The organism is Rhodococcus sp. P3_B8, assembly GCF_056402775.1.
This window is the reverse complement of record NZ_JBFUGT010000181.1, coordinates 1-12,743: the sequence shown is the minus strand read 5'-3', so window position 1 is coordinate 12,743 and position 12,743 is coordinate 1. Positions and strand designations below refer to the sequence as shown.

The window sequence follows — 12,743 nt, the reverse complement described above, 5'->3', positions numbered from 1 at the left end:
TCCCCGGCGAGCCGACCGTCTACGAGGGCCGGATCGCCGGCCGGTTCGGCATCGCCGACCGCGGCAGGCCCGCCGACCGGTGGCTGCTCGACACCGTGCGGTGGGCGTGGCGCACCAAGATGATCGTCACGCTGGGCATCGACACCCGGATGCGCCTGCGGCAGTCGGCGGAGAAGGACGCCGTCGACGTGTTCGCCAACAACCTGCGCGACCTGCTGCTGGCAGCGCCTGCCGGTACCCGCGCCACGATGGGCCTCGACCCCGGCTTCCGGACCGGGACGAAAGTCGCGGTCGTGGACGCCACCGGCAAGGTCGTGGCCCACGACACGATCTATCCGCATCAGCCCCAGAACAAGTGGGACGCCTCCCTGGCCACTCTCGCCGGTCTCGTCGCCAAACACGGCGTGGAACTCATCGCCATCGGGAACGGCACCGCCTCCCGCGAGACGGATGCGCTCGCGACCGAGCTGATCGCCAAGTCGGGTGCCACCAACCTGACGAAGATCGTGGTGTCCGAGGCCGGCGCGTCCGTGTACTCGGCGTCCGCGTACGCCTCGGCGGAGCTGCCCGACCTCGACGTATCGATCCGCGGAGCAGTCTCCATCGCGCGACGTCTGCAGGACCCCCTCGCCGAACTGGTGAAGATCGACCCGAAGTCGATCGGCGTCGGGCAGTACCAGCACGATGTGTCGGAGACGCTGCTCGCGCGGTCGCTCGGTGCCGTCGTCGAGGACGCGGTGAACGCGGTCGGCGTCGACGTGAACACCGCGTCGGTGCCGCTGCTGTCCCGCGTGTCCGGTATCGCCGGTTCGCTCGCAGAGAGCATCGTCGCGCACCGGGACCAGAACGGCCCGTTCCGCAGCCGCAAGGGACTCAAGGACGTCGCGCGGCTCGGTCCGAAGGCGTTCGAACAGTGCGCCGGCTTCCTGCGCATCCCCAACGGGGACGACCCCCTCGACGCGTCCAGCGTCCACCCCGAGGCCTACCCGGTGGTGCGCAAGATCGTCGGCGCCAGCGGCACCGGCGTGCGCGAGATCATCGGCAACACGTCCGCGCTCCGCAGCCTGAACCCGGCGGACTTCGTCGACGACCGGTTCGGTCTGCCCACGGTCACCGACATCATCGGCGAACTCGAGAAGCCCGGCCGCGACCCCCGCCCGGAGTTCAAGACGGCCACGTTCGCCGCCGGCATCGAGAAGGTGTCGCACCTGAAGCCGGGGATGACGCTCGAGGGCGTCGTCACCAACGTTGCGGCGTTCGGCGCGTTCGTCGACATCGGCGTTCACCAGGACGGCCTCGTTCACGTGTCCGCGATGTCCCACAACTTCGTCAAGGACCCGCGGGACGTCGTCAAGTCGGGTGACGTCGTGAAGGTGAAGGTCCTCGAGGTGGACGAGGCGCGTCAGCGCATCGGCCTGACACTGCGGCTCGACGACGAGGTCGGGGCCGGCCGCAAGAACGACGGTCCCCGCGGCGGAGGCGCRCAGCGGCAGGACCGGCGGGGCGGCGGGCAGCCGCAGGATCGGCGCGGCGGCAAGCCGCAGCAGCAGGGTGGACGCGATCGCGGGCGTGACTCCCGCCCGGCGCCCGGCGGTTCGATGGCCGACGCGCTGCGGAAGGCGGGGTTCGGCAAGTAGAGGTCACCATCCCGACACGAGCCACCACTTTTCGATGGAGTGACCAGTTCTTTACTGGGATAGTGGATGCCGATGTACGAATGGCTGGATCGGGAAATCGTCGGGCACGGGCGCCTGCCTCTGCTCTTTTTCCTGCTCGGGTTTCTCGCGGCGTTCCTGTTCATCCGGTTGAGCGTGCGGATGATCCGCGCCGAGGTGTCGTGGTGGCCGGGCAACGTGAAACCCGGTGGGCATCACGTCCACCACGTGGTGTTCGGCGTCGTGACGATGCTCGTGTCGGGAGTGTCCCTCATCGCCGTGTACGAGGACGGCACCCAGACCACCGGCGCCGTCCTCGCCACGTTCTTCGGGATCGGCGCCGCGCTGGTGCTGGACGAGTTCGCGCTGATCTTCTACCTGCAGGACGTGTACTGGGCGGATGAGGGCCGGACGTCGGTCGATGCCGTGTTCGTGGCGATCGCGGTGACGGGTCTGCTGCTGCTCGGACTCCGGCCGCTCGAACTGATCAACGTCACCGACTTCCGGGACTCGCCGGATCCGTGGGTGCGGGTCGCAATCGGGTTGTCGTCCGTGATCAACCTGCTCATCGCGGCGGTGGTGCTGCTGAAGGGCAAGATCTGGACGGGGTTGCTCGGCCTGTTCATCTTTCCGATCCTGCTGATCGGGGCGCTCCGATTGAGCCGGCCGAGCGCACCGTGGGCCCGGTGGCGCTACACCTCCAAGCCGAAGCGGATGCTCCGCGCACTCGAACGGGAGCGGAAGTGGCGTCGGCCGGTCATCCGCGCCAAGATCTTCGTGCAGGACTTCATCGCGGGAACTCCCAGCGCGGTACACGTGAAGGAAGCCGCGGAGCATGCCAGGGTGGCGGCGGAGGTCGAACTCGACCACGTGGTGCACGCGGCGCCGCCRCCGATTTCTCTTCACCCGGTGGCGTCTGGCACAATGGACGGGTTGCCTGGACCAGGCAGCAGTACTTGATCTGGGCACGAACCAGACGAGCACCGGTGTTCTTCGAACGTCTGGGTGCCGCTCGGTTCCTCTGCTCCTGCGAAACGCAAGGATGGAACACCGATGAACACTCTCGATTTCCTGGACAAGAAGTCCCTCCGCGACGACATTCCCGAGTTCCGTCCCGGCGACACCCTCAACGTGCACGTCAAGGTCATCGAAGGCTCGAAGGAGCGCGTGCAGGTCTTCAAGGGCGTCGTGATCCGCCGTCAGGGCGGCGGCGTCCGCGAGACCTTCACCGTCCGCAAGGTCTCCTTCGGTGTCGGCGTCGAGCGCACCTTCCCGGTACACAGCCCCAACCTGGCGCAGATCGAGGTCGTCACCCGCGGTGACGTCCGTCGCGCCAAGCTGTACTACCTCCGCGATCTGCGTGGCAAGGCCGCCAAGATCAAGGAAAAGCGCTGACCTTTCCGATGAGCCCGGCACTGCGTACTCGCAGTGCCGGGCTAATCTGATTTCGTGACAGATTCTTCGAAGGAGCGGGCATTGTCGTCGGAATCCGAGACCACCGGCGATTCGGCCGCCACCTCCGCCGTGAACGGCGGAACGGCGGAGCCCGAGAAGAAGCCCCGCTCCTTCCTCCGCGAGTTGCCGATCCTGATTCTGGTCGCGCTCGTTCTGAGTTTCCTGTTGCAGACGTTCGTCGCCCGGGTGTATCTCATTCCGTCCGAATCGATGGAACCGACGCTGCACGGGTGCGCGGGCTGCACCGGCGACCGCATCGTGGTCGAGAAGATCGGTTACCGCTTCGGTGAAGCGCAACCGGGTGACGTCATCGTGTTCCGCGGCCCCGATTCGTGGTCACAGGATTTCGTCTCCACCCGGTCCTCCAACGTGGTGATCCGCGGTGCGCAGGAACTCGGTTCCCTCGTCGGACTCGTCCCCCCGGACGAGAACGACCTCGTCAAGCGTGTGATCGCCACCGGCGGTCAGACCGTCGAATGCTGCGACGACCAGGGCCGGATCCTGGTCGACGGCAAGCCGCTCGACGAGCCCTACGTCGTCATGGATTTCCCGTTCGTCCCCGGCTCCCAGGCCTGCGACACGGCACTGAAGTCGGCGCGCTGCTTCGGTCCGGTCACCGTGCCCGACGGGCACCTGTGGGTGATGGGCGACAATCGCAGCAACTCCGCGGACTCGCGGTACCACGTGGGCGACGACATGCAAGGCACCATCCCGCTCGACAACGTGATCGGTAAGGCCGTCTTCATCGCGTTGCCGCCGTCGCGGATGGGCACGATCAGTTCACCCGATATCCAGGGCAAGTGACTTCCTGGCCTCCACGCACCGTCATTCGCAGGTCGTCCGGTCTGCGGACAATGGAGTCGGCCCTGGTCCGTAGCGGCCTCGGGCCGGTGGCCGGTGTCGACGAGGCAGGCCGGGGCGCGTGTGCGGGGCCGCTCGTCGTGGCGGCCTGCGTGCTCGCGCCGAAGCCGTATCCGGCGCTGGCGCGCCTCGACGATTCGAAGAAGCTCACCGAACGCACGCGTGAAGAGCTGTTCCCGGCCATCACCCGGCTCGCGGTGGCGTGGAGCGTCGTATCTTTTCCGGCCGAGGAAGTCGACCGGATGGGTGTGCACGTAGCCAACATCGAGGGCATGCGACGTGCCGTCGCCGGGCTCTCGACCACCCCGGGTTACGTTCTCACCGACGGCTTCCGCGTCCCGGGCCTGCCGGCCCCGTCGCTGCCGGTGATCGGCGGCGACGCCGCGGCGGCATGCATCGCGGCGGCGAGCGTGCTGGCCAAGGTCTCTCGTGACCGGGTGATGGTCGCGATGGACGAGACACATCCCGGTTACGGTTTCGCGATCCACAAGGGGTACAACACGCCCGCGCACCTGGCGGCTCTCGAGAAGCTGGGCCCGTGCCCGGAGCACCGCCGCTCGTGGTCGAACGTCGCCGCGCTGATACACCGAGTGGATAACAGTTCCGGAAGTGCGAGATGATGACAATTCACACCAGAGCAGGAGGACTCCGAGACCGATGAGTGCCGAGGATCTCGAGAAGTACGAAACCGAGATGGAGCTGTCGCTCTACCGCGAGTACCGGGACATCGTCGGTCAGTTCTCCTATGTCGTGGAGACGGAGCGCCGGTTCTATCTGGCCAACTCGGTGGAGTTGCTGCCGCACAACGCGGACGGAGAGATTTACTTCGAGCTGCGGATGTCCGATGCGTGGGTGTGGGACATGTACCGCCCCGCGCGTTTCGTGAAGTATGTCCGCGTCATCACGTTCAAGGACGTGAACATCGAGGAGCTCGACAAGCCGGACCTGCGGCTCCCCGACAACGGTCTGTCCTGACGATCCGGAGTTCTCGTCCGCGTACGATCATCCGATGACCGGACCGAGGCGCGTCGCGCTGGCTCTGGGTAGCGGCGGTGCGCGGGGATACGCCCACATCGGAGCGATCCAGGTACTCGAGGAGCGCGGATTCGAGATCGTCGGTGTCGCAGGCTCGTCGATGGGTGCCCTGGTGGGTGGACTCCACGCAGCGGGCAAGCTCGACGACTTCACCCGGTGGGCGATCGGCCTGACCCAGCTCGACGTCGTGCGTCTTCTCGACCTGTCGGTGTCCGCACCCGGAGCCATCCACGCCGAGAAGATCCTGCAACGGGTCAGGGAGATACTCGGCGAGATCCGCATCGAAGACCTTCCGATTCCGTATACGGCCGTGGCCACCGATCTCGCTGCGGGCCGGTCGGTGTGGTTCCAGCGAGGGCCCGTCGACGCGGCGATCCGTGCGTCGATCGCCATCCCCGGCGTCATCACGCCGTATGTGCTCAACGGCCGAGTCCTCGCCGACGGTGGGGTGCTCGACCCTTTGCCGATGGCGCCGCTCGTCTCCGTGAGCGCCGACCTGACCGTCGGAATCAGCCTGAGCGCCGAGGATCGGGACGGGCGCTCGCTGTCACCGGAGAACGTCAGCGCCGATTCGCGGCCGGTGGACGAATGGGTGGCGCGCTTCCGCCGGAGCGCCGCGCAGCTGCGTGACCTGGACATCGTGCGGTCGGTCGTGGGGCGGTTCGGCGCTGCGCAGACCGACCCGGATCCGTCGGACGAGCAGGACGGCCAGGTGATCGGCGATCAGACCGTGGTCGAGGGCGACGCCGTGGCCGTCCCGAAGTTCAGCCGGTTCGCGGTGATGAACCGTTCGCTCGACGTGATGCAGGCGACGTTGGCTCGCTATCAGCTCGCCGCGTATCCACCGGACGTGCACGTTCGGGTGCCCCGGAACGCGTGCCGCAGTCTCGACTTCCATCGTGCCGCCGAGATGATCGAACTGGGTCGGGTTCTCACCGGGCGTGCGCTCGACGACGCCGGTCTCGTCTCGCCGGCAGCCGCTGTGTCTCCGGCAGATTCGGACGGCGAGCCCACCTGACAGGTGGAAGGGCCGGTGCTGCACACGCACCACCGGCCCTTCCCGTCGCGGGGATGTCAGCTCGAGGCCGGAGCCCGGGCGGCGCCCAGGTCGCCCACCGATTCGTCGGACTCGCCGTCGACGTGATCGACGTGCTGCGGCGCCACGAGCAGGCAGAGAATGCTGACCGCGCACATTCCGATCAGGAGGCCGATCACCGGCCACACACTGCCGGTTGCCTGGAACATGAGCGTGGACACCAACGGGGACAGCCCACCGAAGATCGCGCCCGCGCCCTGGTAGGCGAGGGAGATGCTGGTGTACCGGGCCTGCGGCCGGAACATCTGCGACAGCACCGCCGCGATCGGGCCGTACGTCGCGGCCAGGACGAGCCGCATGACGGCGAAGGTCAGGAAGATCAGGATCACCGACCCGGATTTGAGGACCAGGAACTGTGGTGCGGCGAGCACCGCGACGGCCAGCAGTCCGTAGATCACCACGCGGATCCGGCCGACCTTGTCGCCGAGCCACGCCACCCCGAGCGTGGCGATCAATTCCACCACCGCGGCCACGCTGAGCGCGTTGAGGACGAGTGTCTCGGACAGCCCGACGTCCGGGTCGGTGGCGTACGCCGTGATGAACGTTGTCACGAGGTAGTAGCCACCCACCGCGACGGGCAGGATGCCCATGCCGAGCAGGATCGGGCGCCAGTTGGTGACGATGGCGTACTTCAGCGGCAGCGCTTCGGGTTCGGTCGCCGTCTGCACCTCGGACTCGAAGACGGGAGATTCCTCCACCTTCAGTCGCACCAGCAGACCCACGCCGATCAGCAGCGCCGAGCACAGGAACGGCAGCCGCCACGCCCAGTCCCGCAGGGCGTCGTCGCCGAAGGTCGAGAGGACACTGAAGAACCCGGTGGCGAGCAGCGCGCCTGCGGGGTTACCCAGCTGTGCGAATCCGCCGTAGAACGTCTTCTTGTCCTCGGGCGCGTGTTCGACCGCCATCAGCACGGCGCCACCCCATTCGCCGCCCACCGCGAAGCCCTGCACGAAGCGCAGCATCACGAGCAGCAGCGGCGCCCAGAACCCGATCTGCGCGTACGTCGGCAGGGCGCCGATCAGGAACGTGCCCGCGCCCATCAGGGTGAGCGTCACGACGAGCGCCGTCCGCCGGCCGACCCGGTCGCCGACATGTCCGAAGACGACGCCGCCGAGCGGGCGGGCGAAGAAGCCCACCGCGTAGGTGGCGAACGCGGCGGCGATGCCGGTCAGGCGGTCGGTGTCGGAGGGGAAGAAGATCTCACCGAACACCAGGGCCGCCGCCGTGGCGTACACGTAGAAGTCGTACCACTCGATGGTGGTGCCGACGAAGGCCGCGAAACCCGCCCTGCGGGCCTTGGCGATCTGGGTGTCGTGACTCATGACTGATCCTCGGTGGTTGCAATGGTCGAGAATAGGTCGCTGCGGGTGGAATGCGCCAATTCGCCGTCGATCCACGTTTCACGAACCTCGATGTCGGCAATTTTGTGCGGGTCGACGGTGAGAGGGTCGGAGCCGAGGACCACGAAATCGGCGCGCTTGCCGGGGGAGATGCTGCCGAGTTCGGATTCCCTTCCGAGCGCGCGGGCCCCGTTCAGCGTGTGCGCGGTGAGCGCCTGGGCAGCGGTCAGCCGCAACGCGTTCGAGCCGAGCTGATGTCCCTGCCGGGTGATGCGGGTGACGGCGGCCTGGATCGCCTCGAGTGGTTTGGGCTCGGCGACGGGTGCGTCGGAACTGATCGTGACCGGCACGCCGGCTTCGACGAATTCCCCGAGGGGATTGAAACGCTCACCCGGCGTGCCGATGGCCGCGGTCACGCCCTCGCCCCAGTTGTAGTAGTGCTGCGGCTGGTTGACGGGGTACACCCCGAGTGCGTGCATCCGCGTGATCTGCTCGGGGGTCGGCAACCCGCAGTGCTCGATGCGATGACGGGCATCGGCGTCGGGATGCGCCTTCTGCGCGGCCTCGATCGCGTCGAGGACCATGTCGATGGCGGTCGGCGACTGCGCATGCGTCGCGGTCTGCAGGCCGACGGTGTGTGCCTTCGCGATCAGCGCCGCATAGTCGGCGGGCTCGTGATAGAGCTGCCCGGTCCGGCACGGGTCRCCCACGTACCCATCAGGGAAGTAGGCGGTCCAACCGCCGAGAGTGCCGTCGGCGTAGAACTTGATCCCGCCGAACGCGAGACGTGAGTTGCCGAACGCACCGTGCAGCCCGGTGTCGAGCGCGTGATCGAGCAGGTGGCTGAGCAGGTACATGCTGACCCGGGTCTCGAGCCGGCCCTGCTCCGCCAGGCGCAGGTACATGTCGAACTCGCGCCGCGTCACCTGGCAGTCGCCGATCGTGGTCACGCCGCCCTCGAGGAACTTCTCCTGCGCCACGGAGAGCTGTCGCAGATGCTCCTCGGGTTCGTCCTCGAGGTGAAAATTCGGGCCGTGATGACCGACCTTGACGCCGTTCACACCGGTGAGGATGTTGCAGGCGGCATCGGACAGTTCGCCGGTCAGCTCGCCGTCCGCGTCGCGGAAGAACTCGCCGCCGGGCGGATTCGCGGTGTCGCGGGTGACGCCGTGGAGTTCGAGGGTGAACGTGTTGACAACGCCGCCGTGACCGCTGGCGTTCATCAGGTACACCTCGCGGTCGGTACCGACCTGATCGAGTTCCTCCTTCGTGGGATGACGGCCCTCGACGAGGTTGCGGTGCTCGTAGCCGTACCCGCGCACCGGGATCCCGGCAGGCTGATTCCCCGCTGCCTCCTGCAGCAGCGCAACGATCTCGGGAATGGTGCGCGCCTTCTCGGGACCGCAGTCCACCCAGCTGAGCATCTGGCCGTACATCAGGGGGTGGGCGTGCGGATCGACGAACCCGGGTACGACGGTCGCCCCGGCGAGATCGATGACGTCCGTCGTCCGGGTGCCGATCCTCCGCGCTTCCTCACGACATTCCGCAACGGTGCCGACCGCGGCGAACCGATTGCCGAAGACGAGGAAGGCCTCGGCGCCCTCGGTCTCTGCGTCCACGGTGCGGAGCGTGCCACCGGTGAAGACTGTGGCGGTGGCGTCGAGGGGGGACGCCTCGTGGTGAAACAGCTTGCGCATGGAGATCCTTCGAGATGGTGGTGTGGGTCACGTCCGACTGGGAGGGAAAATTACGCCCTGACCAGCGGCTGCGCAATACATCAAAGTTCCGGACCGAGCGGTCTACGGCGAATATGTTCAGCACGCCGAGCAAATTCGCACTGATTCGCAGAATCTGGTGATGTGTGCGATTCTTCTTCTCCGTCAAGAGTGCAGAAAGAAATCGAGAAATCTCGGGGCATCATGAGTATCGAACTGGATTCCAAGCTCATCGCGGAGTTGCAGTCGAATGGTCGCGCGACCTATCGGGAGCTCGCCGCGACCGTGGGCGCACCCCGCGCCGCGGTGTCCACGCGCGTGCAGACGCTGCTCGACACCGGCACGGTGAGCGTTGTTGCCGTCGCCCATCCCGAGTTGCTGGGCCTCAAGGCGATGGCTCACGTGTCCGTCGCCGTGTCGGGGCCGGTGGGTCCCGTGGCCGAGGCGCTCTGCGCGTCGGAGGCGGCCGTCTACATTTCCGCCGTGAGCGGGCAGTACAACATCATCGCCGAACTGCGCGTCCCCAGTCAGCAGGACCTCTACGACGCCATCGCCGCGATCCGTGCGGAACCCGGCGTCCGCACCGTCAACACGCTGTACTACGCCGATGTCATCAAGGGAATCTTCATGCCCAAGAGCGCATTACGTGCCGATGTTCGACTGGACGCGAAAGATGTCGCGCTCATCGAGTTGCTGGAGAGGAACGGGCGGATGCCGTTTCTGGAACTGGCCGAACGCACCGGGCTCTCGCCCAGTGCGGCGCGGAATCGAGTGAACCATCTGATCGACAGCACCGCGTTGCGCGTCGGAGCTGTCGTGAGGCGCCGCGGCGGCGGCAGAACCCTTGCCATGGGCATCGGCGTCAGCCTCGGATCGCGGGACCGGGAGGCGGGCGCGCAGATCGAGGCCCTGCCGGGTATCGAGTTCCTGGCGCGGACACTCGGCAGATTCGACTTGATCGGCACGGTCGCCGCTGATTCGTCGGGTGACCTCTACTCCCTCTCCGAGCACATCCGGACGATCGACGGTGTGATGGCCTTGGAGTCCTGGACGCACCTCGAGGTGTTCAAGGAGCACTACGCCCGCAGCCTCGACGTCCGCGGATAGGAGCGTCCCGGAAGTGAGCCACGTCGACCGGGCAACTGTGAGACGATCGGCCGATGCGCCTCGGGTTGCACGCACTCGGGATCGGTACCGGCGCTCGTCGCGCGGTGATCGACTCGGTCGCGGTTGCCGCCGAGAACAGCGGATTCGCCACGCTGTGGGCCGGCGAGCACGTCGTGATGGTGGACCGGTCGGAGTCGCGGTATCCCTACGCGGACGACGGCCGGATCGCGGTCCCCGCCGTCGCGGATTGGCTCGACCCGATGATCGGGCTGAGCTTCGCCGCCGCTGCCACCCACACGATCGGTGTCGCCACCGGTGTGTTGCTGCTGCCCGAACACAATCCCGTCCTCATGGCCAAGCAGGCGGCCACGTTGGATCTGATGAGTGGTGGCCGGCTGACGCTCGGCGTCGGCATCGGCTGGTCCAGGGAAGAATTCGCTGCGCTCGGCATTCCGTTCGAGGGCCGTGGCGAGCGCGCCGCCGAATACGTCGCGGCGATGCGCACGCTGTGGCGTGACGACATCGCGACGTTCGAGGGTGAGTTCGTCCGTGTCGACTCGGTGCGGGTCAATCCGAAACCCGTGCGCGATCGCCGGATTCCGGTCGTGCTCGGGGGCAACAGCGACGCCGCGCTCCGCCGGGTCGCGGCGTGGGGCGACGGCTGGTACGGGTTCAACCTGGACGGCGTCGACGCCGTCACCGAACGGATCCGGACGATCCACGCACTGTGCCGGGACGCGGGGCGCGACGTCGCGGAGTTGCGTCTCGCCGTCGCCCTGCGGGAAGTGGAGCCCTCCGACGTCGAGGCGCTGGCCGATGCGGGAGTCGACGAACTCGTCCTCGTCGAGTCGCCACCCGACGAACCCGTTGCGGCCGCCGACTGGGTGGCGTCTCTCGCGCGCCGATGGATGCCCGCTGTCGGCTGACCGTTCAGTTGCAGGCTTGACCGGCCTGTCCTGGGCCTTTGGAGTGAACACTTCCTGCAAGGTGCCGAGTTGTCCACAACGTACACTTCATGCACAGCCCAATTCGTTCGCCCACTTCGAGCGAATCTTCCTGGAATCCGGGGCGGGGACAGCGGTGCGAGAGGCGCGGGTGGTGTGGCGGGATCGGTTGGCGCGGTTCTCCGGTGGCGTGGATCGAGCGTTATCTGAGTTCCTAGCGCAGGTCAAGCCACATGGCGGCTCGTAGGCTTGGTCTTGGCGGGCTGGGCTGTTGGAGCGCATCGCGACTCCTGGGACTCCTGGCCCGCCGCCTGCTTGCGGCGCTCACGCATCCGCTGGTATCGGACGTTTTCGCGCCGCCGCGGGTCGATCTTGTAGCGCGCCGTGACGATCGCCCGGCCCTCGGCCTCGGTGATCGGCGTGCCGTCGACGTCCCGCAAGGCGTACGGCTGGCCGGCACGCATACAGGCGGCGATCCGGGTGACCAAATGGGTGGCCAGATGACAGATCGCAGACTCGTGGTGCCGGTCGCCGACCATCAACCGCTGGTACTTCGCCGCGAACTGGGGATCGACCCTGCGGGCCTGGTCGGCAGCGGTGCACAGCATCTCACGCAACAGCGGATCCCCGGCCTTGGTAATCGAGGACTCGACCTTGCTCACCCCGGACTGGCTGACCTTGGGAACCAGACCGGTGTACGCGCGGATCGCGGTCAGGGACGTGAACCGGTGCGGGTCGCCGATCCGTCCAGCGATGACCGCGCTAATCACCGCCCCCACGCCGGGAGCAGAGGCAACGATGCCGGCCGGGTCGGCGTCGGCGTAGAGGTTCGCGACTCGCTCGTCGATCTGCTTGATCTGACGGGTCAGGAACAGTGCCTGTTCGACTTCGTGGGCGATGTCCTCAGCGAGCTCGGCGAAGTCCATCCCGTCAGACCCGTCGCTGGTGCCCCACAGGGCGAGGGTCTCTCGGGTCGCGGTGATGAGCCCGGCGGCGTGATCGTCGCGCCACGCACCGCGGGACCGGGCGATCAGGAACCTGGTCAGCCGCGCTCGGCCTAACCGGATCACGGCATGCGGATCGGCATACCGGGCAAGGAACTCGAGCGCCGCGATTCCGTAGTTGGACCCGAGTACCGCGTACCACGCCGGCCCGAACAACTCGACCAACGCATCGAGCCGGGCATAGACCGCGACCCGGCGCTTGACCATCGTGGAGCGCTGCTTGACCAGTCGTCGCAGCGAGTCGGCGGGCCCCTGCCCGGAGTACTCCCGCAGGGCTTCAGGGTGCAGCAAGGGCAGTCGGGCGAGCAATTCGGAGTCGATCCGGTCGTTCTTGGTGTGCTTGGAGTAGTACTTACGCAGGTCGGCCGGCTGGGTGGTCGGGACCATCACCACGCATGCACCGTGGCGACGGAACCACTCCGCCAACACGATCCACGCGTTCCGGGTCGGCTCGACCACCACGGTCAGCTCGGCCGGATCGGGCAGGTCCAAGTCCTCCCACAACCGTTCCAGCTCGGCCAGCCGTGTCCA

12 protein-coding genes are annotated in these 12,743 nt (G+C 67.2%); 9 read left to right on the top strand and 3 right to left on the bottom strand.

All coding sequences use genetic code 11. The features are described from left to right. From AC1D1G_RS31900 to AC1D1G_RS31870, 7 genes are all read left to right on the top strand, one after another. The coding region (locus AC1D1G_RS31900; protein ID WP_477955196.1) for a helix-hairpin-helix domain-containing protein at positions 1-1,637 on the top strand (1,637 nt) is incomplete at its 5' end. A gap of 72 nt (positions 1,638-1,709) precedes the next feature. Further along, positions 1,710-2,615 carry a hypothetical protein gene (locus AC1D1G_RS31895; protein ID WP_280781781.1) on the top strand — a complete coding sequence of 302 codons (906 nt, stop codon included), beginning with the start codon at positions 1,710-1,712 and terminating at the stop codon, positions 2,613-2,615. 93 nt (positions 2,616-2,708) lie between these two features. Then, on the top strand, positions 2,709-3,050 hold the full coding sequence (gene rplS / locus AC1D1G_RS31890; protein ID WP_005240490.1) for a 50S ribosomal protein L19: 342 nt from the start codon (positions 2,709-2,711) through the stop codon (positions 3,048-3,050). Positions 3,051-3,131: 81 nt separating this feature from the next. Next, entirely contained in the window at positions 3,132-3,914 is a 783-nt protein-coding gene (gene lepB / locus AC1D1G_RS31885) for a signal peptidase I (RefSeq protein ID WP_280781782.1), read from the top strand. After that, entirely contained in the window at positions 3,911-4,591 is a 681-nt protein-coding gene (locus tag AC1D1G_RS31880; protein WP_105413024.1) for a ribonuclease HII, read from the top strand. Before lepB ends, AC1D1G_RS31880 begins: the two co-directional genes overlap by 4 nt. 37 nt (positions 4,592-4,628) lie before the next feature. Beyond that, positions 4,629-4,946 carry a DUF2469 domain-containing protein gene (locus tag AC1D1G_RS31875; RefSeq protein ID WP_005240496.1) on the top strand — a complete coding sequence of 106 codons (318 nt, stop codon included), beginning with the start codon at positions 4,629-4,631 and terminating at the stop codon, positions 4,944-4,946. A 34-nt stretch (positions 4,947-4,980) separates the two neighbouring features. Continuing rightward, positions 4,981-6,024 carry a patatin-like phospholipase family protein gene (locus AC1D1G_RS31870; protein WP_283354793.1) on the top strand — a complete coding sequence of 348 codons (1,044 nt, stop codon included), beginning with the start codon at positions 4,981-4,983 and terminating at the stop codon, positions 6,022-6,024. 56 nt (positions 6,025-6,080) lie between these two features. Here the strand turns inward: AC1D1G_RS31870 and AC1D1G_RS31865 are convergent, their stop codons facing one another. Beyond that, entirely contained in the window at positions 6,081-7,424 is a 1,344-nt protein-coding gene (locus tag AC1D1G_RS31865; RefSeq protein ID WP_477955194.1) for an MFS transporter, read from the bottom strand. Beyond that, positions 7,421-9,139, bottom strand: a complete 1,719-nt coding sequence (locus AC1D1G_RS31860) for an amidohydrolase (RefSeq protein WP_477955192.1) — start codon at positions 9,137-9,139, stop codon at positions 7,421-7,423. The genes AC1D1G_RS31865 and AC1D1G_RS31860 overlap by 4 nt, the downstream gene beginning before the upstream one ends. Positions 9,140-9,361: 222 nt before the next feature. On the opposite strand from AC1D1G_RS31860, the gene AC1D1G_RS31855 reads away from it, so the two are divergent. Together AC1D1G_RS31855 and AC1D1G_RS31850 are read left to right on the top strand one after the other, a co-directional pair. Beyond that, positions 9,362-10,264, top strand: coding sequence for an Lrp/AsnC family transcriptional regulator (locus AC1D1G_RS31855; RefSeq protein WP_477955191.1), 903 nt, complete (start codon positions 9,362-9,364; stop codon positions 10,262-10,264). 53 nt (positions 10,265-10,317) lie between these two features. Further along, positions 10,318-11,190 (top strand): LLM class F420-dependent oxidoreductase, encoded by an 873-nt coding sequence (locus tag AC1D1G_RS31850; protein WP_477955189.1) that lies wholly within the window; start codon positions 10,318-10,320, stop codon positions 11,188-11,190. A gap of 242 nt (positions 11,191-11,432) precedes the next feature. Here the strand turns inward: AC1D1G_RS31850 and AC1D1G_RS31845 are convergent. Next, the coding region (locus AC1D1G_RS31845) for an IS110 family RNA-guided transposase (RefSeq protein WP_477955188.1) at positions 11,433-12,743 on the bottom strand (1,311 nt) is incomplete at its 5' end.